The sequence below is a fragment of the Psychrosphaera sp. 1_MG-2023 genome (assembly GCF_030548245.1).
GTDB lineage: Bacteria > Pseudomonadota > Gammaproteobacteria > Enterobacterales > Alteromonadaceae > Psychrosphaera > Psychrosphaera algicola.
Genome location: NZ_JAUORW010000015.1, coordinates 63,507 through 86,169, shown reverse-complemented (window position 1 = coordinate 86,169; position 22,663 = coordinate 63,507). Strand labels below are relative to the sequence as shown.

The window sequence follows — 22,663 nt, the reverse complement described above, 5'->3', positions numbered from 1 at the left end:
TTGATTTTGGTTAAGACAACCTTTAAATAAAAACATAACATCAACTAATGAACTTCTAAGTCATTAGAGGGTGTTATGTTTATCCATAAATTGAAAAATGTGTTTTAACGCCAAAACTCTTCGTTGATCTGCTTCGATAAAAATCTCGTGCTGACTTCCGGCCACAACAATAGGTAAATTTGAATACAGCGTAGGATTTAGCCGTTGAAGTGCCTCGCAAAACTCATCTTGTGCCTTATTTTCTACTACAGTGTCTTCTCCGGCCTGTAAAACTAACACCGGAATTTTTACCCTATCCAATTGCTCAAAAGCTAAATCCAATGCGTCAATAGATGCCTGTAACCACCCAAAAGTAATGCCACCTAATTGAATGTTTGGATGTTGATCATAAATATCGCGGAAGTAGTTGTATCGCGCTTTACTGGTTGTCAGTTCATTATTTTCAAAGGCTTTTCTCGAATAGTTTTTGCCACCAAAAAAGTAGGCACTGTCACGTCCAGTCCATTGGTTCATTCGATTACCTAATTTGACAATATTGCGCGCCATATTCTCCGGAAAGTTAGCCGATATAAAACCCCACATGGGTGACGAAAATGATGCTGTAGTAAAAACCAAAGGGTAATTTTGAATATATCGTAGACCTATTGCGCCACCCATTGAATGACAGATCAGATGTAAATTTTGCAAGTTATACCCTTGGACCACGCCCTCAACAAATGTATTCAAATCAATTATATAATCGTCAAAGTTCTGTACGTAACCCTTGTGACTATTGCGCAAGATCCGCGACGACAACCCCTGTCCTTGGTGGTCGATAATAAAAACATGGTAGCCTTGGTTGACTATGTCATAGGCCAACTCTTTGTATTTTAAATATCCCTCAACTCGACCAGGACTTATCACAACGCCGCCTTTAGGGTTTTGACAAGGTAAATGTACATAATGGATATCTAAGCCAATAGGGTTCTTAAATAATCCAGGTTGGGCCGTTTGGTTCCAAAATGGGTCGAGTTGGGTAATAACAAATTGACTAAAATTAGACTCTCTAGAATTCAAGCTGTTCATTTAATTTAACGTAAGTTCCATGCTGAAGTCGCAAAATAGCGCAGTGTTTCACCACACTATAACCTTGTATTGGTCTTATTCATTTAAGAATAGTGGATTGACCCTTGAAGTAAATCAAAAATAAACAAAAGTAGGCAAGCAGTTTAAAATTAATTACACTTCGGACGTGATTTGAAAAGGAACAATAGTATGAAAATTTGGGTAGATGCCGACGCTTGTCCTGTCGCAGCAAAAGAAATTCTGTACCGAGCAGCAAATCGAACTCAAATTGAGTTGATATTAGTTGCCAACCAATACCTAAAAGTTCCGCCCTCTCCTTTTATAACCACCATTCAAGTGCCTAGTGGTTTTGACGTTGCTGACAATGAAATTGTATTACGCGCACAACCAGAAGACTTAGTGATCACAGCAGATATTCCATTAGCCTCAGAAGTCATCGACAATAACGCAATTGCCCTGAACCCAAGAGGCGAGTTGTACACTAAGCACAATATAAAACAGCGCCTCAACATTCGTGACTTTATGGATACGATGCGAGCAAGTGGCGCAGATACCGGTGGTCAGCCTAAATACGGCGATAAAGACAAACAACAATTTGCCAACGCCCTTGATAAATATCTAGCTAAACACCGTAAATAAATTATCGTCGCGGTTATTCGTGACAGGCTCGAACGCCAGCGAATAAATCTCGGTAACGGTATCGAAAAGCCGAATGTAACTCAATCAAATCACCAGACACCCATTTTGATGATTGTCGAGTCGGTAAGCTCTTTGAGGCCGGTTTGTCATTGTCACCCGCTTGCATCTGCGCAAAGCGATAAAAGTCCTGCTTAGTGGGGTGGTTAGGCGCCACAATATTATAAATTTTTTCTTCACTAACGGGTTGGTTGATCAAATGTGTTATGGCACTAACCACATCGTCAATCATTACCATGTTAACCAGCTGTGAGGCATTTGATTGATTTATTTCAACTTTGAAACGACCCGGTGCACGGTCTTTCCCCATTAGCCCAGCTAATCTTAGGACGTGTTTAAATTTCGCACTACTGTTTAATACGCTGCACTCAGCATTATATAAGACCTTAGTCTTTAATTGGCTTTGGTCAAACGGACTAAACTCATCATTTTTTTGACTCTTAGTATAAATCCCTATCGAACTGGTAAAAATGATGTGTCTAACCTTATGTTTTTGCGCTTCATTCACGATTGCAGAAATATTGGCTGGATAACTTTCAGCCAATCCAGATTTGAATCCTGGCGGAATACAAATCACCACAACTTCCGCGTCAAATAACGTTAGGTCTCCAGATAACTGACCGTTTTCAATATTTAGTGGCAGATACTCAACATCACTAATGGGTTCTTTTGGCGTATTCGCACGAAAAGATACCTTAACTCGATTTTTCTGCTGATTTAATTTAGTTGCCAATCGGCTGCCTAAATAACCATTAGCAATGATAGAAATTGTTTTATCCGTCAACTTTACCTGCCTTTTTAGATTTATTAACTTTCCCACCTTTGGGAACGACAACATATTGCCCAGTAAACTTAGCAACCGGTGTAACGTCATCAAGCACTTCAACTTGCACCGCTATGCGCGCCATTTTTGCTTTAAGCAGTGGTTTAAAGTCACCGACGATATTGTCAAAATTTGCCACGGCTCGAGGGAGTTCAGTTACCGGTTTGTGGTAATGAATAGTGGCATCAGCCAATACTAAGTCCCCTTCCACATCGTTTTCTTTCATCATTAAATGAACCAATCCCCACCCCGTTAGCGTTGCAAGGGAGTAGATGCTCCCCGCAAACATAGTACCGTGTAAGTTCATGTTTGGGTTTAATGCCGCTCGTGTTTCAAATGTCGTGCCTGTGTATTGGTAAACTCGGATCCCCATAAGTTGGGTTATTGGAATTTGTTGATGCCAAATATTTTGTAAATCGACACACCAATGTGGGTTTCTAATGATCACTTCAGACGTCTCAAGAGATTTACACATTTGTACATGGGGTATTGCCCCAAATATCTCAGGAGCATCACCTGTAACCACGTAGCCGAGGTTTTCATAAAAATTAGTTGCGCTGGTACGCGCGTTTAAAATAACCCGCTCAACGCCTTCCTGCCTTGCTATAGCTTCCAAAGATTCTAACATCATGGTTGCTAAGCCTTTGCGGCGATGTTGTTCTGTTACTGCCATATAGCGAATTTGTGATTCTTCACCATTGACCAAATGCAATCGGGCTACGCCCACAACGTTGCCAGCTTCATCTTTGACCATTCGGTGCCAAGCATGTTGTTCATATTCGTCTTTCTCTGACCCTCTAGGTTGTTGTAAAGGCGCTCGCAATATCTGCCAACGTATCTCATAGTACTGTTCCCACTCCTGTTCTGAATGTGGTGCAACTACTTGATACATATTATTTCTCCCCAAGTATCCAAAACGATATACACTTTCTATTATAGTTATTATTAAAAACCCAAGGTTTATTAAAAACTAACAATGAAGTTAGCGCAAACACTTACGCCAGATAATGAAAATAAAACGATATATATGGTCAAAAGTTCCTTTGGCAATATTGAGATCCGTCAAAGCGGGCGCCAATCTTGGCTGCTCGTTAATGGTATTGTGCAAACCGCCATAGAGAACAGCAGGCCCTATCGTTCTCTATTACCGCACAATTATGTCATGCTGTTACCGTTAAACTACGATGACGAACCCAAATCAATTTTGGAATTAGGAGGTGGCGGCTTATTTATTAATCGCTATTTGTCGCATTCAAGACCGGATATCAAAGTCACCAGCGTTGATTGTTGTGCAGAGGTCATCGACTCGGTTAAAACCTATTTTCCTGCTAGTGCTAACTTAACTATTGTAGAATCCGATGCAATAGATTATCTCGAGCACTTAATCGTAAAAAACAGCACATTTGATTGGGTTATTGTTGATATTTTTATTGGGGACAGCAACACACTCGCGACCGCTCAGCGGTCTATTTTTGCTAAAATAAATCAATGTCTAAACCAATTTGGTTGGTTAGTTATCAATATATTAGATACCTCAGAGCAAACAATCGAACAATTAAACCAGGGTATATTGGCGGAATTTGACGAAACCCCGTATCGTTTTGCGGTTCCCGAAATGCAAAATCAGATTATGATGTTGCGCAAGGGAGGTGACTTTAAGTTCCCAGAATCGGTTGCGCAACACGATCTGAACAAGACCTCACATACCTTCTCACATTAATCAATCGATTCATCCCAATAAGGTGGTACGCCATAATAACCTTCAATGAAATCGATAAAACAGCGCACTTTATTTGGCAGTAATTTTCGGTGGGCGTAGACCACATACAAGCCCATTGGATCGAGTTCAAACTCGGGCAGTACAACGTTAAGCTTGCCACTTCGAACCGCCTCACTGGCGATAAAGGTAGGTTGCAACACCAAACCTGCGCCTGCAATTGCTGCATCAACCAAAACGTCACCATTGTTACTTTGAAAATCTCCAACAGACTTACTGTTCTTGGTTTTTAACCATTGGAAAATATCGTTCTCTTTGCCGTCCATTTCGATATAGCTGTAATGCAAATAGCGGTGATCTTTAAGGTCTTCTGGTTGTTTTGGTACACCGTGCTTTTTTAAATAGTCCGGCGATGCGCACAAAATTATTCTAATCGGCGCGACGCGTTTGGCAATAAGCGACGAGCTCTTAAGACGACCAATGCGCAGCGCAATGTCAAATCCCTCGTCAACGATGTCAACTTTGCGGTCGTTCAGTTGTAAGTCTACAGTCACAGATGGATAATGCAGTTGAAAGTCAGTGACTAACCGCGCCATATGTTTTAGCGCAAATGACACCGGGGCACTAATTCGCAATGTACCTTTGGGACTTTGTTGTAGCCCACCTAATTGCGACTCCATTTCGTCAATACTTGATAAAATCTGCTGTGCATGTTGAAAATAATGGGTCCCTGCCTCTGTGAGGCTCACTTTGCGTGTGGTCCGATTAAGCAAACGAACATCGAGTCGTTCTTCTAGTTTAGAAACATACTTACTCACCAGCTGCGGCGATATTTGCATTGCTGTAGCGGCATTACTAAAACTGCCTTCAATTACAACAGAGACAAATGCTCGCATTGCATCAACTCTATCCATCAAGTCCTCCGCCTTTTAATTCAACCATTATCAACATTATGTTGTTAATCATTCCACATTTCCCATATTACTCTTTTATTCTGTTGATAGTAAAGTGTGTTCATCCCAAGAGACGGGCAAATTAATTGTTATTTCAACTACAAAAATGGTTAGAGGAATTACCGATGAAAACTTCATTATTAAATAAAATATTAACTTCAGATGCGGGTTTTGCCGCACTTATCCTTCGTGCTCCTGTTGGCTTAATTTTGGCTGCACATGGTGCCCAGAAACTATTTGCTTGGTTTGGTGGATATGGGTTAGATGGCACTGGACAATGGATGGCCAGTATTGGGCTAACACCCGGTTACTTAATGGCAATGCTAGCCGGCAGCGCTGAATTTTTTGGCGGAATTGCATTACTATTAGGATTGTTAACCCGCCCTGCCGCAGTGGTTTCAGCATTCACGATGTTGGTTGCTATTGTCACCGTACACCTTGGAAACGGTTTGTTTATGGCGAACAATGGCTATGAATATGGGTTAGTTTTATTTGTCGTATCAATTGCATTAGCCATTCAAGGTGGTGGTCGTTTCAGTTTAGATAACCTTATAGTGAACAAACTGACTCCTAAGCTAAACTAATCGCTAGCTCTTCCCCTGAGAATGACAACGCAGGTATTGATACCGCTTTAAAAAACTTAAAGCGGTATCTATCATTCCCGTAAAGACTGATTTGCGAGTCGCACTTCATTCTGAAAATTTGGCTAAGTTAAACTATTTGGAACCAATATGAGCAATGTCAATATCGCATTTATTTCCCACGGCGGCGGGCCAATGCCTTTGCTTAATGACCCTTCACACGCGGAATTAGTCACTTATCTAACGTCATTGGCCAGTACATTTAAAAAGCCCAAAGCCATATTACTGATCAGCGCCCACTGGGAAGGATCAGTCGCGACAATTACCGCGAGTAGTCACCCTGAAATGATCTATGACTATTCGGGCTTTCCCGCTGCCGCGTATCAATTGCAATACCCAAGTCCAGGCGAGCCCAAACTCGCAACTAAAGTTCAACAAGCTTTACTTAATGCTGGCATAGCAGCACAACTAGATTATAAACGAGGTTATGATCACGGCGCATTCGTGCCTTTAACTTTGATGTACCCAGCGGCAGATATTCCGGTTATTCAATTGTCGTTGCTCAATAATCTTGATCCACTGCAACACCTTGCTATTGGCAAGGCATTACAGTCCCTTCAATACGATGAATTACTGGTGATTGGTTCCGGGTTTTCATTTCATAATATGCGAGAGTTTTTTGCACCTGATACCGAAGAACGAAGAGCTAAAAATCTCGCTTTTGAACAATGGTTGCATACCACGTTATCTGATCAAAACAGCTCTGAGTCAGAACGTTGGGATAAAATGGCAAGCTGGACCAACGCACCGTATGCTCGGTATTGTCATCCAAGAGAAGAACACCTTTTGCCATTGCATATTTGTTATGGATTGGCGGGTAGAAAAAGTGATGAACAACAAAGTGTTACCGTACTTAATAAACAATCAAGCGCATTTGTTTGGCGCAGTAAGTCTGATAACAATTAATAAGTTAAGGCACATTGCTTTCAAAAATAGTGCTTTTAAAAATAGTGCTTTTTAAAATCGTATTCTTTAGCAATAATGCCCTTAACAACAATGCCCTTAACAACAGTGCCCTTAACAATCGGGCATTATAAAAAACAATCCAATAGCTAATCATACTGAACCTCGTTTTCTTTTCCTTTACGCCCGTTTATTGCGGCTATTGTCCCGTCTAGCTGCATCAAAACTCGCGGCTGTTGAGGTAGGACGTTGTTTTATTGGCTTCAGCCCAAATAAAAATCTAAATAGATTAAATGGCTTGATCATAAAGAAACAAATTGCACTCGTTAAGGTAAATGACGACATTAGTAACAGGCCAATCTTTAACGGAATCGATAACGGCCACGAAATGATAAAATATGCGATAACCACAATCACAGTTTGATGAAAAATATAAAAAGGATAAATAAGCTCGTTGCATTGGCGAAGCCACTTTGGCGACTGAGTTAAATGGACCTGCGCATACCCCAAAAGCGTTAACATCGCTGACCAAGCAACGAAACAACACACTGTCCACCATATCGCCCATCTAACATCCAATGACAAATATTCGCTCAAATCTGGCGAATAATAATAGGCATAAAAAACAAATGTACTCACAAGCAATAACGCTAAGTGCTCTTTCCGCTTCTCGCCTAGCGACAGCCAAATATGTCTATCTTGAATAAATACCATGCCTGCAATAAAGAAAAACAAATAAAATGTCGACGCAGATAAGTTCTCAATTTTGTTATCGTCGCTTGGAAAAGCTAAAGAGAAAGTCACCTTGATAATTATAAGTAACGCGACTAATACAAATAGCCCTCCTCTTATGTCGGTCAGCGTTCTCAGTTTATTTATAACAAACTTGCCGCTAGATGATGCTAAAAACTGGTTAATTGGGATCGCAAATAAGGCAAATACAATCAAAAACTCAATAAACCACAAATGATTTGTATCAAATTTTAGAGCAAGCATGGGTAACTCTTGCCAAAAAGATCCCATTTCTGAAATATTTTCAATGTAGCTTTGCGGTGGCACAACAAGCAAAACGCCAACCAATAACGGTACAAACAACCTAACCAACTTATCTAATATGAACTGCTTGGCGGAGACGTTCGACAATAGTAAAACCGCACCAACGCCTGATATAAAAAACAAGGTCGGTAATCTAATTTGCTCAAAATACACCATGATGTCATCAAGAAGCTTGCTTGAATCTTTATTCATCACATGCCAACCATCGCCATTAAAAGGCATACAAACATGGTGAAGAAAAACGGCGAAGATTAATATGACTCTTAACCAGTCTAATTCAGACAATCGTGATGTATTTTTCATTTCCACAAGCAACTCCTTTTTATTAACAATGGAATATTTGGTTGGTCATGCAAAGTTGCCCAAATAAAGCTTTAAAAACTTCTCTATTTCAGCAATTTGAGCAAAAAACCTAAACTAATAAACTCAAAAATATCGTGTAAGCCGAACCTTCGAAAACCATTTTGTTGTGTTAAAACTGGGATAACAAATTAGGCTCACTCAGCGTTAGTCGCGAAATCAATGAAAAAGGTTACTAATCAGTTGTAATAATTATACGAATAGGAATTGAAAGGGAGGAAATAGAAAGCGTGCCTATTATATGTTTGACACCTTTAAGCCGAAAGCTGTTTTGTTCTGAAACTAAAAAGCCATCCAAATTGGATGGCTTTTAATTTACTTCTTACAAGTGCTAATAGTTACATTAAGCTTTCTTGTAACGTCTTGCCATTAAACCTGCAAAACCTAACATAAATATAGACAACATTCCTGGTTCAGGAACATCAACATATCGTAAGTTGTCAAAACGAGCCGTATAACCGCCTTGTGCAGACAACGTATTGTAACCATTCAATATTACGCTACCTATGTACGATACATCACTCACTAAGTCAGTATAAACAGTCGTTCCGTTTATCCCATACTCGGTACCATTCGACGTAATTTCTATACTGAAGGTATTAAATGCATCTAGGACTAATGAAGCTGTATCAAAAGCCCAACCGATATTTGAATCATATACATCAGTGACTATAGTGCCAGCATCTGTTTGTGCTTCCAAAATAGGGTAGGCTGTAATGTTATCACTGTTGTCGCGCCCAACCCCCCATAAACCGCCATATCGACCATCGTTTGCAGCCATACTAGAATCAATATATAAATCAATTGACAAAAACTTAGAATGACCGATGTCTAATTGCATCCCTTGGGTATTATAAAAATTATTGCCGTTTAGCTGCCCAGCAACAGTCATATGTAGTTCATTGTTTACAATTTCAAAGCCATCTGGCGCTGATCTATCTACAGTCCAGTCGGCAAGGCTGTCACCATTGTTAAAGTCCACTTCAATTATCGACGCCTCTGCGTTAGACACTAGAGCGACACTAAATAATAAACCTGCAATCGATTTCTTCATGAAAATCTCCTTTTTTGAAAGCATGTATTAATTACAAATGACTAAATTGCATTTTTCATTCCAAGTAAAAATTTAGTATTAAATTCAATTGGATGCGTAAAATTTCGGAATAAAACTGTACCAGTTGTAAAATTTCTAGACATAGACAAATAGCAAGCAAACAAAACATTATTACAATACTCTCATTCTTAAGCACGATTTCAGATCGACTTAATAATTCTCTAAGGCCTGCCAAACAACAATTACAGCAGTAAAACAATGTTATGGAAACGTCCCAAAATAGCGCATATCGGCTGTCAGTTTTTTTTACATTTATGATGTAATGGCAGAACCTCGTCTGACATGTAAACTAAAAACAAATCAACAGAACGTTATTAGTTGCCCTGAAAGACCTTTTGGTTTCATTATGTATAATTACTTGAAACTGCACTGAGCAAGTTATATACAAGTCACTAAAGAAAGAACATAGTTGTACCGGTTCTTAATGAGGCGTTATGCAGTATGACATTGGAGGATATCTTGGAGTTAGATAAAGCTTTATCAAAACTATTTCTACCAGATAATGATAGTTGGTTAAAACATGCCAACCCTTGGTCAGTTTGGACTAGATTCGCTACTTTGCCGTTTATAGTTTTAAGTATTTGGTCTCGAGTTTGGATTGGGTGGTATTGCCTTATTCCTATCTCGATTCTTATCTTTTGGGTTTGGATAAATCCAACATTGTTTTCTAAGCCAAAGCATTTTAATAGTTGGGGCGCTAAAGCTGTATTAGGTGAACGCGTGTTCATGAATAGGAAAGAAGTTCCAATACCAAAAGGTCACTTAAAAGTAATAGTAATATTAAATGTACTTCAATCCTGTAGTGGAATTATGCTGATTTACGGTTTGTGGAGTTTAGATTTAGCCATTACTCTTCACGGCATCGCTTATGTATACCTAACTAAAATGTGGTTTTTGGATCGTATGGTTTGGCTTTATGAATCTTCAAATTCGACATAACAATGTTAATAAAAGGACAGCGTTATCGTGGCAAGGAAGGTTAAGGATATTTAGGAAAACAAGGAATGTGTTCTGCTCAAGTCAAAGCAATATTTCAACATTCCTTAGTTTGTAAACAGTCCTGTTAGCGTTTTGTTGTAGTCAAGGATATTTAGCCTCCGTTTTATAACATCTGACCGGTGATTTTCTCGCACTTCCAACCCATAATTTCAAACCCCAACATCATACAAACCACTTTTATTAAGTTACCGTGAAATATCTTTTGGCTCCATTGTGTCTACTTACTTGAAACTTGCATCTGCAAGTCATATACAAGTTAAACAAATCAGTAATAGTGCCTAATACACTTTAGTCGGCACTTTTAACTCGCGAACGTTAAGGAACCACCATGTCGGACAAAACTTATGAACCACCTAAAGTATGGAAATGGCAACCAGGCAATGGTGGTAAGTTTGCCAGCATTAACCGTCCTATCGCCGGTGCCACGCACGAAAAGCCACTTCCGGTTGGTAAACACCCACTCCAGTTACATTCATTAGGGACGCCAAACGGTATTAAAGTCACTATTTTACTAGAAGAACTTCTCGCGGCTGGTGAATCTGGCGCGGAATACGATGCGTTTTTGGTTGATATTTTTGAGGGCCAACAGTTTTCTTCTGGGTTTGTAGAAATCAATCCAAATTCAAAAATTCCGGCCATGATTGACCAAAGTACGGACAACCCAACTCCTATTTTTGAGTCGGGCTCCATTATGTTATATCTTGCTGAAAAATTTAATAAATTTATCCCTGCCGACCATGCAAAACGCACTCAGTGTTTGTCTTGGTTGTTTTGGCAAATGGGCAGCGCGCCATTTGTAGGCGGCGGCTTTGGTCACTTTTATGCTTATGCGCCTGAAAAATACGAATACCCAATAGAACGTTATACGATGGAAGTTAAACGCCAACTTGACGTTTTAGATCGTCATTTAGCAAATAATCAATTTATGTGTGGTGATGAATATACTATTGCTGATATTGCAATTTGGGCCTGGTATGGAACCTTAGTTTTAAACCGAGCCTACGACGCAGCCGAGTATCTAGACACCAAAAGTTATACCCATTTAGTGCGTTGGACTGAACAAATTGCCGCTCGTGACGCGGTTAAACGCGGCTGTAAAGTGAATAAAGTGTGGGGAGAAGATGAAGACCAATTGCATGAACGACACGATGCCAGTGACTTTGACACTAAAACCCAAGATAAATTGAAGTTAGCACAGGAATAACCACTAACTTAGATTAACACTGCAACTCACTTTTGTGAGTTGCAGTGTTAACATTGTCCAAAGCCCGTTAAGAACAATCACGTTTAGTAACGCCTCGGCTTTCAGGTAAGTCCGCTATTGACGTAAAACCCAACAAAACCGCAGCATCAATATCATCAACTTGGAATACATGTACTTTTCCATTTTGACCACCACATACTGCTGGGAACATAACTCCCGTTAACGAACCGCACGTCGCTGAGGTCACGGCGATATTAGCGTCGGTCAATATTTGCGCTGAGTGCTTAATATTACGACTGAAGTTTTGGCACTGCTTACTGCCATCGACGATGTAAACATCACCACTTCTGCCTATCTTGTCACTCTTATTGCCGTTACTTTGACAGGCAACCAACAACAACCCTAAACCAACTAATGTGATTGATTTCACTTTTATTCCCTAACCTTATTTACTAAGACTATGCGTTTACCTAAAAGCGAGCCGGACGCTAATTGTCGATAATGTCTTTGGCTTTTTCTTCCATATCTTCAAGCATGTCCGTCGCTTTATCTTTGAATTCATTCAACATTTGGTTTTCTTCTATAATTGTGCCGTTGATATTGAGTCCAACAAAAATACCTTCTGCACCTACGGCAAATAACAACAATACAATAATCAAACCGCGCGCGACGACTTTCATTACCAAGCTAAATATTAACCAAGCAATCACTACACCCGCCACAATGTGATAAATCATTATGTCGTCTTTTGGCATAGCCATAACTTGTTCTAATTGGCCTGTTTCTTCCAAAACCGTGTACAAATAGCCAAATAACCCCACCGTGACTACACCGGCTAAATAGGTAAATATTTTTAAAATAAACATAGGTTTCCTTAATTATGTTTTAGACTTTTTTAGCGTTTTTTATAGCGTTTTAACACCATTTATTATTTGATCGCACCTGTACCATTGGGTCCAATATTTAAAAACTAGGTTTCCAACTGAAACGTTACGGGACCGTCGTTAACCAAGCTCACCTGCATGTCGGCACCAAAAATTCCAGTTTCAACATTCACATCGAGTTCTTTACATTGACGAACAAAATACTCATACATTGTATTGCCATGTTCTGGTGTTGCTCCCCGGGAAAATCCAGGTCGTGTGCCTTTTTTAGTATCCGCTACTAATGTAAATTGAGAGACAACTAACAACTCGCCACTGACTTGTTTTAAGTTTAAATTCATCCGGCCATTGTCGTCAGAAAAAATTCTATAAGTGGCGATCCGTTCTGCTAACCGCTTTGCTTTCGCTTCGGTGTCGTCTTTTTCGACACCGAGTAACACTAATAAGCCACCAGCAATATTACCGACTGTTTGCCCGCCAACTTCAACTTTTGCCGACGATACACGTTGTATCAAACCTATCATTTTTTATTAATAAACTCCGCAATTTGAATACCTGCGCGCACTAGTCCGTCGGTAATACCGACTTCAAAACAACTGTGCCCTGCACATGGAACAATTTCTAAAACGCCACTGGACCAATATTGATCTAACGTAAAGGCGTTTTCTGCTTTGCAAACGATATCGTATCTGCCGTGAATTATATACCCCGGGATCTGTTGTATTCGTTTGATCTCACTGATAATTTCAGATTCATACAAGAAACAGTCATTCAAAAAGTAATGACAATTTAACATTGCCATCGCGATAATGTCTTTATTGCTCATGTCTGAATTAGGATTACTTTGCGGGGTTTTAAGTTGAACAATATTACTTTCCCACTGCAAAAACTGTTTTGCCGCGGTTAATTGTTCTAAGTCATTTTCACCTGAGAGTTTTTGATAATAGCTTTCGAGTAATTCAATAGTAGAATCAAACTGGTGACCTTTAATAAACCGCTGATAGTACTCAGGAAAAATTTCACTGGCCCCACCTTTACCAAACAACCATTCAATGTCTTGTCGTCTTGCGAGAAAAACACCTCTGAGCAATAAGCCCAATACCATCTCTGGAAACTCAATTGCATAGTACAAGGCGACTGTTGTGCCCCACGAACCACCAGCCACAACCCAACGCTTGATGTTCAGTTCTTGCCTTATTATTTCCATATCATGGGCGAGATCTTTAGTGGTATTTTGCCAAATTGCATTTATGTCATTAGCGCAATGAGGTGTAGATTGCCCACAACCACGTTGGTCAAACAGGATAATTCGATACAATTGAGGATCATAAAATCGTCGGTGTGCTGCCGATGAGCCGCCGCCAGGACCTCCATGACAATAAACGACTGGGATCCCATCGGGGTTACCTGATTCTTCGACGTATAAAACATGCCCATCGTTTACGGCGATTTGCCACGTTTTATTTGCTTTAATTTCGGGAAATAACGAACGCATAATGTGCCAATACAAATAAGATTGATAACGTCATATTAGGCTTGTTAAGCATTTTAATAAAGCTTCTATAACAAATTTAAGCGTCAAGGAGCTGCTGCTAAGTAGTTGAATTTAGTGCCGTCTGACATTAATGAAATTCGTCAAGTTGGTCTAACATTTGGGTAACGATCATTATGGTGTAGGTTGCCTTTGCTAAAAACTCGACATCGGCGTTTTCAAAGGTGTCACTGCTTTGATGGTAGTGTTTGTGGGTATCCACACCAAAATAGATATAAGGGATCTTACGTTTTGCAAACGCATAATGATCACTGGCTTTGCGCCAATCGACGGCGTCATTGCTGCTACTTTTACTGCGAAATTTTTGCCTGCCGTGCCCAAACTTGAGTCTAAAATTTTGAAGCGATACGCGGGCTTTTGTCTGTTCTAAAATGGGTGCTAAATAATCCGATTTTTTAGCGCCACTGATATAAAGCGTATTTCGTCGACCACCTTGGCTCAACATATCCAAGTTAATATTGAGCTTAATCTTTTCCAAAGCTACCGGTGGTGAATCAACAAATGCAAAAGCGCCATATAATCCACTTTCTTCCAAATCCGTTGCGACAAATATATATGAATAATGCAAATCAGTTTGAGCAAGGCCAGCGGCTAACGACAATAAAGCAGATACGCCTGAGGCGTTGTCATCTGCGCCTAAGTGCATTTTACCGCGGCTCAAACCTAAATGGTCGTAATGTGCGGTAACAACAATGTATTGGTCGGCATTTGAACCGCCCCGGAGCCAGCCTACGAGGTTATTGCCCGCCTTATCAGCTAACCACTGCTTCTTAATAAAAGGCTGCTCAAAGCTATCATTAAACGGCATTAATCCAATATCTTTGAATCGTTTTTGAATGTAACGTTGAGCTAGGGCATGACCTGTTGTACCCGGTTTTCGACCAGCCATCGAGGGGTGAGACAAATGTTTGAAGTCATTTAATAAAGCCGTTTTACTGGCTTGCGGCAAAAACGGAATTGGAGGCTCTGGTGAGACGTTTGAGGATGCTGAACCTTCTATGGCAATTACTGACGTGGCCCCTATAGACAAGAGCAATATGACGCCAATAAGATTTACAACATTAATAACCCATCTCCTAAGAAACAATGCGGGTAAATTAACCATAGTTTAGGAAGAATGGTTAAGCCAAATTAGCGACAATTAATTTGGCGTTCAGTCAGTAGGATCCAACTAGGTATTACCACTTGTTTAATCTGGCCAACACTTTGTCTTTTTCTAGCCATAAATCATTTAGCCAGGTCTGAAAACGGACTTTAAATGACTCATCATTAAAGTAGTCACCAACAATATCGTCATTAACTTCCAATACTTCAACTCGGACTTGCACACGTTTCAACTTGCCAAATAAAATCGAGGTTGTGGCATTTTGGTTATCTGGATAATTTAACGTGACATTTAATACACCTGAGAACAAATGCCCCATGGCCGCCAGCGTAAATGCAATACCACCAGCACGCGGTGGCAACAAATACTTAAACGGGCTTTTTGTTTCCTTTTGTTTTTGCGGGCTCACGCGAGTCCCTTCCACAAAGTTGATTATCGTCGTTGGAATATCTTTAAATTTTTCACACGACTTTTTTGTGCTTTCAATGTCTTGGCCTTTTTTCTCGGGATGCTTTTCTAAATAACTGCGGCTATAACGTTTCATAAACGGCATATCCATCGCCCACGCGGCCATGCCAATAAATGGTGTGCGTTTTAATTCGTTTTTTAAAAAAAATTTAGGAGAAGGCAACGTATTTAACGCGATTTGAGTTAAGACCATAATGTCGACCCAACTAACATGGTTGCATATCAACAAGTACCAACTTTTTTTGTCAAAGTCATCAAGGTCATCAATTTCCCAAACCACTGGATTTGTTAAATTAATCGCAAATAGGTTACCTATTGCCCAGCTTCTCCAAATCGCATTTATGAAAAAGTTGAGAATGGTTGCAACAATTTTAAATGGCAAAATAAGTTTAATAATACCTAAGATAAAAATTGATGTCGCGACAAGAGCAGTGATGCTAAAAAACAGCGGCAAAGTGATAAAAATAAGCAACCACGGCGGTAGAAATGACAACATAAATATTCCTAAGTTTGAGATTCAGATTGCAATTTTAACTGCAACAAGGTTTCCTGTTTTTGAGTCCAAATACCGTTAATCCAGCTGTGAAGACGCTTTTTATATTCTTTGTCCGTACTGTAATCCCCAATGATGTCCTGGGTAATTTCGTGTACATCGATGTGCATTGAAACATTTCGAATTCGACCAGATAAAAAATGCCAAAACGTAGGAATTTGTTGCGGGTAATAAATGGTGACATCAATAACTTTATGCAATTGCTCGCCCATTACCGTAAAAACAAAACCGATCCCACCGGATTTTGGCTTTAATAACCCTGTATATTTACTATTTTGGTTTTCATGTTTTTTATCGGTATAACGCGTGCCTTCAATGAAATTCATGACGGATACAGGTTTGTATTTAAACTTTTCACAGGCTTCACGAGTGGTCGCTAAATCTTTGCCTTTCAAATGAGGATTTTTGGCCAAAAAGCTTTTTGTGTATCGCTTCATAAAAGGGAAATCCAACGCCCACCACGTCAAACCTAATATCGGCACGTAACGCAATTGTTCCTTTAGGAAAAATTTTAAAAATGGGATCTTTCCGTTAAAAACTCTTTGTAATACAACAATATCAACCCACGACTGGTGATTAGATATAACCAAGTACCAATCTTTTTTCGATAAATTGAGATCACCCGTTACCGTGATTTTCATCGGGCTCAAAATCTTCTGGATGACCGTATTCACACTCACCCAACTGGCCGCACAAAAATCCAATAAAATTGTAATAAATTTACGCGAACTGGCGAACGGAATAAGCTTAAATACAGACAATGCAAAAATTGGTAACGACCAAAAAATCGTGTTTATGCAATACAAGCAAAACGACATTACCCCAACAATACTTCCCACTATGTTTTCGATCCAAATTCTCATTTAGTCTTATACTCTCTTAATCTTCAAAATAAGTGTAACCCGCTAACCCCGACTGCAACTCGTCAATAAACTGTGATTTTTGACTCGCCGACAACTCGGTTTTACGAATATTACGGCGGTAGTTTATCATTAACTTGTCAACATCAAACTGCACATGTTGCAAAACATCAGAAACACTTTCGCCTTTTAACGACTGAGTAAAACGATACCCTCTAGGGTCTTCGTCAGACAATTCAACGTGCACTGAGTCTGTGTCACCAAACAAGTTATGTAAGTCGCCTAAAATTTCTTGGTATGCGCCAACCATAAACATGCCGATAAGGTAATCGTTATGTTCGGTATACGGCGGCAATGGCAGGCTCGATTCAATTCCTGCGCCGTCCGCATATTGCCTAATCTGTCCGTCTGAATCACAGGTAATATCCTGAATAATGGCACGGTTTTCCAATGGCTTGTCTAAGTATTGGATTGGCATGACCGGAAACAATTGTTCTATTCCCCACACGTCAGGCATTGATTGAAATAACGAGAAATTAACAAACACTTTGTCAGCTAATTTTTCATTAATTTCGTCCAACACTTCTCTATGAGTACGTGCTCTTGGGTCCAATATTTTTTGAACCTGAGACAATATTTTAAAATACAGTTGCTCTATTACCGCCCAATCTTTTAACCCAATAAGGCCAACCACATATTGTTGGTGTGCGTCGGCAAAAAGCTGGATAGCGTCATGATACGACTCGATTGCATGTCGCGCATCAGTTAATTGATAGCTGCGCCACAACTCTAGCAAAATTGCTGGCGCATCGTCACTTGGTTGGGCAATCGACTCTGGAACCGGTGCTTTTTCAATATCGATAACATCCGTTATTAACACCGCATGATGTGCGGTCATTGCACGTCCTGATTCGGTAATAATGTCAGGATGCGGTAAGTCAAATCGGTCACAAATTTCAGCTATTGGTGCAACAACGTTTTTTGCGTATTCATCGACGGTATAGTTCATTGAACAGGCACTTCTGGACCCCGAACCTTCATAGTCGACGCCAAGTCCGCCACCCACATCGATAATAGTAATAGGCGCATTTAACTTTCGTAATTCAGCATAATGACGGGCACATTCGGTAATCGCATTGTGGATATCGCGGATGTTAGCAATTTGCGACCCTATATGAAAATGCACAAGTTGCAGGCTAGCCAAGTACCCCGCCCCTTCTAATAAGTCGATGACTTGCAATACCTGATTGGCCGATAAACCAAATTTGCCTTTTTCACCGCCGGTATTTTGCCATTTCCCTTTGCCAATCGAATTTAGTCGAATTCGAACTCCGATGACTGGCATAACACCAATGTCTTGCGCTGCGGCAACTAGTGCTGCAACTTCAGATACTTTTTCAACAACAACATGAACCTTATGCCCCATCGACTGACCAATACAGGCCAAGCGCATAAACTCGCTGTCTTTATAGCCGTTACAAACAATTGTAATTGGATGTTCAGAAACACCCAAAATAGCCATCAACTCAGGTTTACTTCCGGCTTCTAGTCCCACTTTTTCTGATGGGTGGCTAATAATTTTCTCAACAACAGAAAACTGTTGATTCACTTTAATTGGATAAACTGCTGTATAGCGACCTTTATACTCACGCTCTTGTTTGGCTTTCTTAAACGCGTCAACAAGTCGTGTCACTCGATGGGACAATATATCAGTGAACCTAACTAATATTGGGTACGTTAATCCTTCGTCTTTTAACTCCTGACAAAGATGTGCAAAGTTAATTGGTGCTTGCCCAGTTACACTTGGATCAACACAAACTTCACCTTCCGGGTTTATCGAAAAGTAACCTTCGCTCCAACGTTCAATATTATAAACTTGTTGAGCATTTAACACTGCGGATGAATTAACCACAAATAAGACGCCATAAAATGAATTTAAGGCGGTATTTTAACTTAATTATCACCAGAAAGAGAACAATAAGAAAAAAGTTATCACATCTTTGAGTGTAATTATTTGTTAAACATGAAAGGTAAAAATTGCAGTCGGGCTAATTATCAACGAAAATACGCTAAACCGATTATTTTTATGGAGATTGGCATGGCCAATACAACTGAGTCTTCTAACCCAAACTTGTCTAATGATGAGTGGTGCACTGAAATAAACAACGGCGCAGCATTTGGCCTTAAAATCAAAAAAAAGCTCGCGACAAAACAATCCGATTTCCAACTTGTCGAAATTTATGAAACCGAAGAGTTTGGCAATCTAATGATGTTAGATGGCTGCACTATGGTATCGACCCGTGAAAACTTTTTGTACCACGAGATGATGAGTCACCCGGCGCTGTTCACCCATAAAAATCCTAAAAACGTGGTCATCATTGGTGGCGGCGATTGCGGTACATTAAAGGAAGTATTACGTCACCCGAATGTTGAAACAGTTCATCAAATCGATATCGATAAAGTCGTGACCGAAATGTCCGAGCTTTATTTCCCAGAATTGTGTGAATCCAACGATGACCCTAGAGCCATTATCAAGTTTGACGACGGCATTAAGTTTATGGCCGAAGCTAAAGACAACTCTATTGATATTATCATCGTTGACTCAACAGACCCAGTTGGCCCAGGTGAAGGTTTGTTTAACCATGCATTTTATCGCAATTGTTTGCGAGCTTTGCGTAGTGATGGGATCTTTGTTCAACAAAGCGAATCGCCACTGTTGCATTTACCCCTGTTAAAAGAAATGCGTGACGCAATGTTGGATGTTGGTTTTAGTGATTTACAACACGTTAACTTCCCGCAAATGATTTATCCATCAGGTTGGTGGAGCAGTACTTTAGCTAAAAAATCTGGGGCTTTTGAAGAATTCAGAAAAGAAGATGCTGATAAAGCCGCTTTGCAATGGCAGTTAAATTACTATAATAGTGACATTCATGTTGGTGCGACAGCATTACCAAACTTTTTAAAACGTGCATTTGTATAATCAAATTCAAAGAGCCAATAATAAGTTGGCTCTTTTTCTTATTAGGTCTGTCGCACACACACAAATCTAACTAAAAATCCTGTTCAACCCAAATCGATTCAGTGTAATGTTCAAAGTGTAAAACGTATTGATGTTGACCTAAACGAAAGCGAATTTGGTGCAGGTCAAGGCCATAATTCTTTTCAATTAATTTGGCTTTTTCAACCGCTAAAATTCAGCCGTAAACTCATCAAAGTCTTGCCAGTCTGGAAATGGAACAACTGATAGCTGCCAAACGTCACCTACTTTTTGTCTTGAATAACGATATTTTGTCATCTTTATTTCGGCAGCGAAGGCCGACTCCAAATAAACACTAAAACACAACCGACTGCCGCGCATATGCCAACAACGACGGATGTTGGTACGGGTATAAAATAGAAGCTCGTACTGAGCATCACGACAATACTAAAGGTGGCCAACCATTTTACACGTAATCGGATAACACCGTTTGTTTGCCAGTCTTGTATCAGTGGTCCAAAAACGTTGTGGTGCAACAACCACAAATGAAACCGTTCGGAGCTTTTCGAGAATGCAAATGCAGCAACGAGAATAAACGGCGTTGTTGGTAACAATGGTAAAATAATACCAAGCGTTCCTAAAATAATACAAAGCCAGCCTAATGCAAAATAGGCCAATTTAGAGAGCGTCATGACTAAAGTGAATTCATCCTTTATGATTAGGTAAAACTTTATCATAGATATTGAATATGGATCTGCAACAACTTACCCAACAGCTCGATAATTTGGATAAACAGCCACCATTTGACCAATGGCATCCAACCCATTGTGGCGAAATCGACATAGTTATTAAATCCGATGGCACTTGGTGGCATATGGGATCGCAGATTAAACGAGAAAAGCTTGTTAAATTATTTGCCAATGTTCTTGTTGAAGAAAATGGTCAGCATTTTTTAAAGACGCCTGCTGAAAAGATGTTAATCACCGTTGAAGAAACTCCATTTGTGATCACGCAATGGCAACATATTAGCTGTGAGCCAAATGAGGCCATTGAAGTTACGTCAAATCTTGGTCACAAAGTCATAATTAGCAATAAACACCCAATCTCTGTCGTAACGTCAAAAGGTGAGCAAAAAGTAGTTGTGACATTACACCGTCGCCTTAAAGCTGTCGTCCATCGAAATGTTTACTACCAATGGATTGAAATTGCTGCCGAAAAAGTGCTCAATGGAAAAAAACATCTAACCTTAACCAGTGGCGATTATGAATTTTCTATCGGACACTATGAATAACAACACAAGGTCAATTATGAAACTAACTCAACTCGGTCTAGCGTCGACATTTGTCGCAGGTCTTTTGTTGCCTCTTCAGGCTGCAACCTACATTCATGCTGGCAAACTCATCGACGGCAAGTCAGACAAAGTATCAAAAGAACAAACTATTGTTGTAGATGATAATAAAATTGTCAGTATCGACGATGGGTATTTAACTCCAGGTGTTGGTGACAAACTGATTGATGCCCGTGATAAAACGGTCATGCCGGGCTTGATGGATATGCACACTCACCTAAGTTTGGAATTTAACAAAACCTCCTATGCTGAGCGTTTTACCAAGAATGCCGCAGACTATGCTTACAAATCAGTTGGTTTTGCCAATACAACTTTAATGGCCGGCTTTACAACCGTTCGTGATTTAGGCGACAGTTACAACGTTACAGTCTCTTTAAAAAATGCGATAAACAGTGGGCTCATTGTTGGGCCAAGGATATACACGGCTGCAAAGTCTATTGCCACAACCGGCGGTCATGCTGACCCAACTAATGGCTTTAACGCAATTATCAAGGGCGATCCAGGGCCAAAAGAAGGTGTCATTAATGGGCCTGAAGATGCCTATAAAGCCGTTCGTCAACGTTATAAAGATGGTGCTGACCTAATCAAGATCACCGCTACAGGCGGTGTTTTAAGTGTCGCTAAAAGTGGTCAAAACCCACAATTTACGCAAGCAGAAGCCGATGCCATTGTTAAAGCAGCAAAAGACTATGATATGACAGTTGCTGTTCATGCCCATGGTGCAGAAGGTATGGAACGCGCTATTGAAGCGGGTGTTGACTCAATCGAACACGGCACTTACATGAGCAAAAAAATCATGAAGCTGATGAAGAAAAAAGGCACTTACTACGTTCCTACCATTACAGCAGGTAAATACGTAGCAGAAAAAGCCGCAATACCCGGTTTTTATCCAGCTGTAGTGCAACCAAAAGCCGCTGCAATTGGTCCAAAGATCCAAGCGACGTTTAAACGTGCCTATGATTACGGAGTCAAAATCGCATTTGGGACCGACTCTGGCGTTTTCCCGCACGGTGAAAACTGGAAAGAATTCATTTATATGACCGAAATGGGTATGCCTGCGATGGAAGCAATTCAATCAGCCACAATAGAAGCAGCCAAGTTACTAAAGATTGATAACGAACTCGGTTCATTAGAAAAAGGGAAAATTGCCGATATTATCGCCGTTGATGGTGACCCAATAAACGACATTAGCGTGATGGAAAAAGTTACTTTTGTCATGAAAGCAGGACAAATATTTAAACAATAACCTGTACAAATGGGCCACAATCTTTGTGGCCCATTATTGCAAATTTCAAACATGACACTTCATTTTCACTTTTTATGTATCGCTGTAACCCACGTTTCATATGGCATATAACCATAAACACCAAAGTGTACAGGTTTTG

General features: G+C 40.0%; 25 protein-coding genes. 9 read left to right on the top strand and 16 right to left on the bottom strand.

All coding sequences use genetic code 11. From position 1 onward, the window contains the following. Positions 1 to 63 precede the first annotated feature (63 nt). On the bottom strand, positions 64 to 1,065 hold the full coding sequence (locus Q4575_RS14825) for an alpha/beta fold hydrolase (protein ID WP_303523353.1): 1,002 nt from the start codon (positions 1,063 to 1,065) through the stop codon (positions 64 to 66). A gap of 189 nt (positions 1,066 to 1,254) precedes the next feature. Between Q4575_RS14825 and Q4575_RS14820 the strand changes: the two genes are divergently transcribed. Next, complete coding sequence (locus Q4575_RS14820) at positions 1,255 to 1,704, top strand: YaiI/YqxD family protein (RefSeq protein WP_215961778.1); 450 nt, start codon at positions 1,255 to 1,257, stop codon at positions 1,702 to 1,704. Between the two features lie 13 nt (positions 1,705 to 1,717). On the opposite strand, the gene Q4575_RS14815 is transcribed toward Q4575_RS14820, so the two are convergent. Both Q4575_RS14815 and Q4575_RS14810 read right to left on the bottom strand, forming a co-directional pair. Then, on the bottom strand, positions 1,718 to 2,545 hold the full coding sequence (locus Q4575_RS14815; protein ID WP_215961779.1) for an NAD(P)H-binding protein: 828 nt from the start codon (positions 2,543 to 2,545) through the stop codon (positions 1,718 to 1,720). Further along, on the bottom strand, positions 2,535 to 3,476 hold the full coding sequence (locus Q4575_RS14810; RefSeq protein WP_215961780.1) for a bifunctional GNAT family N-acetyltransferase/hotdog fold thioesterase: 942 nt from the start codon (positions 3,474 to 3,476) through the stop codon (positions 2,535 to 2,537). The genes Q4575_RS14815 and Q4575_RS14810 overlap by 11 nt, the downstream gene beginning before the upstream one ends. Positions 3,477 to 3,560: 84 nt before the next feature. Between Q4575_RS14810 and Q4575_RS14805 the strand changes: the two genes are divergently transcribed. Next, the gene (locus Q4575_RS14805) at positions 3,561 to 4,304 is read left to right on the top strand and encodes a spermidine synthase (RefSeq protein WP_303523351.1); all 744 of its coding nucleotides are present in this window, start codon (positions 3,561 to 3,563) and stop codon (positions 4,302 to 4,304) included. Here Q4575_RS14805 and Q4575_RS14800 read toward each other — a convergent pair. After that, positions 4,301 to 5,215: a LysR family transcriptional regulator gene (locus Q4575_RS14800; RefSeq protein WP_215961782.1), complete on the bottom strand. Its 915-nt coding sequence runs from the start codon at positions 5,213 to 5,215 to the stop codon at positions 4,301 to 4,303. The genes Q4575_RS14805 and Q4575_RS14800 overlap by 4 nt on opposite strands. 164 nt (positions 5,216 to 5,379) lie before the next feature. On the opposite strand from Q4575_RS14800, the gene Q4575_RS14795 reads away from it, so the two are divergent. Both Q4575_RS14795 and Q4575_RS14790 read left to right on the top strand, forming a co-directional pair. Continuing rightward, complete coding sequence (locus Q4575_RS14795; protein ID WP_303523350.1) at positions 5,380 to 5,838, top strand: DoxX family protein; 459 nt, start codon at positions 5,380 to 5,382, stop codon at positions 5,836 to 5,838. A 147-nt stretch (positions 5,839 to 5,985) separates the two neighbouring features. Then, complete coding sequence (locus Q4575_RS14790) at positions 5,986 to 6,801, top strand: class III extradiol ring-cleavage dioxygenase (protein ID WP_303523349.1); 816 nt, start codon at positions 5,986 to 5,988, stop codon at positions 6,799 to 6,801. 177 nt (positions 6,802 to 6,978) lie between these two features. Here Q4575_RS14790 and Q4575_RS14785 read toward each other — a convergent pair whose 3' ends face one another. Continuing rightward, positions 6,979 to 8,157 carry an acyltransferase gene (locus Q4575_RS14785; protein WP_303523348.1) on the bottom strand — a complete coding sequence of 393 codons (1,179 nt, stop codon included), beginning with the start codon at positions 8,155 to 8,157 and terminating at the stop codon, positions 6,979 to 6,981. Positions 8,158 to 8,557: 400 nt separating this feature from the next. Beyond that, positions 8,558 to 9,268, bottom strand: coding sequence for a PEP-CTERM sorting domain-containing protein (locus Q4575_RS14780; RefSeq protein ID WP_303523347.1), 711 nt, complete (start codon positions 9,266 to 9,268; stop codon positions 8,558 to 8,560). 519 nt (positions 9,269 to 9,787) lie between these two features. On the opposite strand from Q4575_RS14780, the gene Q4575_RS14775 reads away from it, so the two are divergent. Together Q4575_RS14775 and yghU are read left to right on the top strand one after the other, a co-directional pair. Then, entirely contained in the window at positions 9,788 to 10,267 is a 480-nt protein-coding gene (locus Q4575_RS14775; protein ID WP_303523346.1) for a DUF6653 family protein, read from the top strand. A gap of 388 nt (positions 10,268 to 10,655) precedes the next feature. Further along, on the top strand, positions 10,656 to 11,531 hold the full coding sequence (gene yghU, locus Q4575_RS14770) for a glutathione-dependent disulfide-bond oxidoreductase (RefSeq protein WP_303523345.1): 876 nt from the start codon (positions 10,656 to 10,658) through the stop codon (positions 11,529 to 11,531). Between the two features lie 67 nt (positions 11,532 to 11,598). On the opposite strand, the gene Q4575_RS14765 is transcribed toward yghU, so the two are convergent. The 8 genes from Q4575_RS14765 to speA form a co-directional block, all read right to left on the bottom strand. After that, complete coding sequence (locus Q4575_RS14765; protein ID WP_303523344.1) at positions 11,599 to 11,961, bottom strand: hypothetical protein; 363 nt, start codon at positions 11,959 to 11,961, stop codon at positions 11,599 to 11,601. A 58-nt stretch (positions 11,962 to 12,019) separates the two neighbouring features. Next, positions 12,020 to 12,397 (bottom strand): hypothetical protein, encoded by a 378-nt coding sequence (locus Q4575_RS14760; RefSeq protein ID WP_215961790.1) that lies wholly within the window; start codon positions 12,395 to 12,397, stop codon positions 12,020 to 12,022. Positions 12,398 to 12,501: 104 nt separating this feature from the next. Then, positions 12,502 to 12,939: a D-aminoacyl-tRNA deacylase gene (gene dtd / locus Q4575_RS14755; protein WP_303523343.1), complete on the bottom strand. Its 438-nt coding sequence runs from the start codon at positions 12,937 to 12,939 to the stop codon at positions 12,502 to 12,504. After that, a complete protein-coding gene (pip, locus tag Q4575_RS14750) occupies positions 12,936 to 13,910 on the bottom strand; it encodes a prolyl aminopeptidase (protein ID WP_303523342.1) in 975 nt (324 codons plus the stop codon). The genes dtd and pip overlap by 4 nt, the downstream gene beginning before the upstream one ends. Before the next feature lie 127 nt (positions 13,911 to 14,037). After that, positions 14,038 to 15,003: a M28 family peptidase gene (locus Q4575_RS14745; protein WP_303523341.1), complete on the bottom strand. Its 966-nt coding sequence runs from the start codon at positions 15,001 to 15,003 to the stop codon at positions 14,038 to 14,040. Between the two features lie 142 nt (positions 15,004 to 15,145). Beyond that, complete coding sequence (locus Q4575_RS14740; RefSeq protein WP_215961794.1) at positions 15,146 to 16,036, bottom strand: acyltransferase; 891 nt, start codon at positions 16,034 to 16,036, stop codon at positions 15,146 to 15,148. An 8-nt stretch (positions 16,037 to 16,044) separates the two neighbouring features. Then, a complete protein-coding gene (locus Q4575_RS14735; RefSeq protein WP_215961795.1) occupies positions 16,045 to 16,956 on the bottom strand; it encodes an acyltransferase in 912 nt (303 codons plus the stop codon). 16 nt (positions 16,957 to 16,972) lie between these two features. Then, positions 16,973 to 18,865 (bottom strand): biosynthetic arginine decarboxylase, encoded by a 1,893-nt coding sequence (gene speA, locus Q4575_RS14730; RefSeq protein WP_272180675.1) that lies wholly within the window; start codon positions 18,863 to 18,865, stop codon positions 16,973 to 16,975. 186 nt (positions 18,866 to 19,051) lie between these two features. Between speA and speE the strand changes: the two genes are divergently transcribed. After that, the gene (speE, locus tag Q4575_RS14725; protein ID WP_215961796.1) at positions 19,052 to 19,933 is read left to right on the top strand and encodes a polyamine aminopropyltransferase; all 882 of its coding nucleotides are present in this window, start codon (positions 19,052 to 19,054) and stop codon (positions 19,931 to 19,933) included. 70 nt (positions 19,934 to 20,003) lie between these two features. On the opposite strand, the gene Q4575_RS19830 is transcribed toward speE, so the two are convergent. Both Q4575_RS19830 and Q4575_RS14720 read right to left on the bottom strand, forming a co-directional pair. Then, complete coding sequence (locus Q4575_RS19830) at positions 20,004 to 20,087, bottom strand: hypothetical protein (RefSeq protein WP_368393330.1); 84 nt, start codon at positions 20,085 to 20,087, stop codon at positions 20,004 to 20,006. 163 nt (positions 20,088 to 20,250) lie between these two features. Then, positions 20,251 to 20,622 (bottom strand): YbaN family protein, encoded by a 372-nt coding sequence (locus Q4575_RS14720; RefSeq protein WP_303523339.1) that lies wholly within the window; start codon positions 20,620 to 20,622, stop codon positions 20,251 to 20,253. A 56-nt stretch (positions 20,623 to 20,678) separates the two neighbouring features. Between Q4575_RS14720 and Q4575_RS14715 the strand changes: the two genes are divergently transcribed. Continuing rightward, a complete protein-coding gene (locus Q4575_RS14715) occupies positions 20,679 to 21,221 on the top strand; it encodes a DUF1285 domain-containing protein (RefSeq protein ID WP_303523338.1) in 543 nt (180 codons plus the stop codon). Between the two features lie 16 nt (positions 21,222 to 21,237). Further along, positions 21,238 to 22,524, top strand: a complete 1,287-nt coding sequence (locus Q4575_RS14710) for an amidohydrolase family protein (protein WP_303523337.1) — start codon at positions 21,238 to 21,240, stop codon at positions 22,522 to 22,524. The last annotated feature ends 139 nt before the right edge of the window (positions 22,525 to 22,663 follow it).

Coding starts and splice junctions, on each gene's coding strand:
- Q4575_RS14790 (WP_303523349.1), top strand. CDS start 5,986: ATGAGCAATGTCAATATCGCATTTATTTCCCACGGCGGCGGGCCAATG.
- Q4575_RS14740 (WP_215961794.1), bottom strand. CDS start 16,036: ATGTTGTCATTTCTACCGCCGTGGTTGCTTATTTTTATCACTTTGCCG.
- Q4575_RS14795 (WP_303523350.1), top strand. CDS start 5,380: ATGAAAACTTCATTATTAAATAAAATATTAACTTCAGATGCGGGTTTT.
- Q4575_RS14825 (WP_303523353.1), bottom strand. CDS start 1,065: ATGAACAGCTTGAATTCTAGAGAGTCTAATTTTAGTCAATTTGTTATT.
- Q4575_RS14805 (WP_303523351.1), top strand. CDS start 3,561: ATGAAGTTAGCGCAAACACTTACGCCAGATAATGAAAATAAAACGATA.
- Q4575_RS14820 (WP_215961778.1), top strand. CDS start 1,255: ATGAAAATTTGGGTAGATGCCGACGCTTGTCCTGTCGCAGCAAAAGAA.
- pip (WP_303523342.1), bottom strand. CDS start 13,910: ATGCGTTCGTTATTTCCCGAAATTAAAGCAAATAAAACGTGGCAAATC.
- Q4575_RS14800 (WP_215961782.1), bottom strand. CDS start 5,215: ATGGATAGAGTTGATGCAATGCGAGCATTTGTCTCTGTTGTAATTGAA.
- Q4575_RS14735 (WP_215961795.1), bottom strand. CDS start 16,956: ATGAGAATTTGGATCGAAAACATAGTGGGAAGTATTGTTGGGGTAATG.
- Q4575_RS14720 (WP_303523339.1), bottom strand. CDS start 20,622: ATGACGCTCTCTAAATTGGCCTATTTTGCATTAGGCTGGCTTTGTATT.
- yghU (WP_303523345.1), top strand. CDS start 10,656: ATGTCGGACAAAACTTATGAACCACCTAAAGTATGGAAATGGCAACCA.
- Q4575_RS14710 (WP_303523337.1), top strand. CDS start 21,238: ATGAAACTAACTCAACTCGGTCTAGCGTCGACATTTGTCGCAGGTCTT.
- Q4575_RS14760 (WP_215961790.1), bottom strand. CDS start 12,397: ATGTTTATTTTAAAAATATTTACCTATTTAGCCGGTGTAGTCACGGTG.
- Q4575_RS14810 (WP_215961780.1), bottom strand. CDS start 3,476: ATGTATCAAGTAGTTGCACCACATTCAGAACAGGAGTGGGAACAGTAC.
- Q4575_RS14780 (WP_303523347.1), bottom strand. CDS start 9,268: ATGAAGAAATCGATTGCAGGTTTATTATTTAGTGTCGCTCTAGTGTCT.
- Q4575_RS14785 (WP_303523348.1), bottom strand. CDS start 8,157: ATGAAAAATACATCACGATTGTCTGAATTAGACTGGTTAAGAGTCATA.
- dtd (WP_303523343.1), bottom strand. CDS start 12,939: ATGATAGGTTTGATACAACGTGTATCGTCGGCAAAAGTTGAAGTTGGC.
- speE (WP_215961796.1), top strand. CDS start 19,052: ATGGCCAATACAACTGAGTCTTCTAACCCAAACTTGTCTAATGATGAG.
- Q4575_RS14715 (WP_303523338.1), top strand. CDS start 20,679: ATGGATCTGCAACAACTTACCCAACAGCTCGATAATTTGGATAAACAG.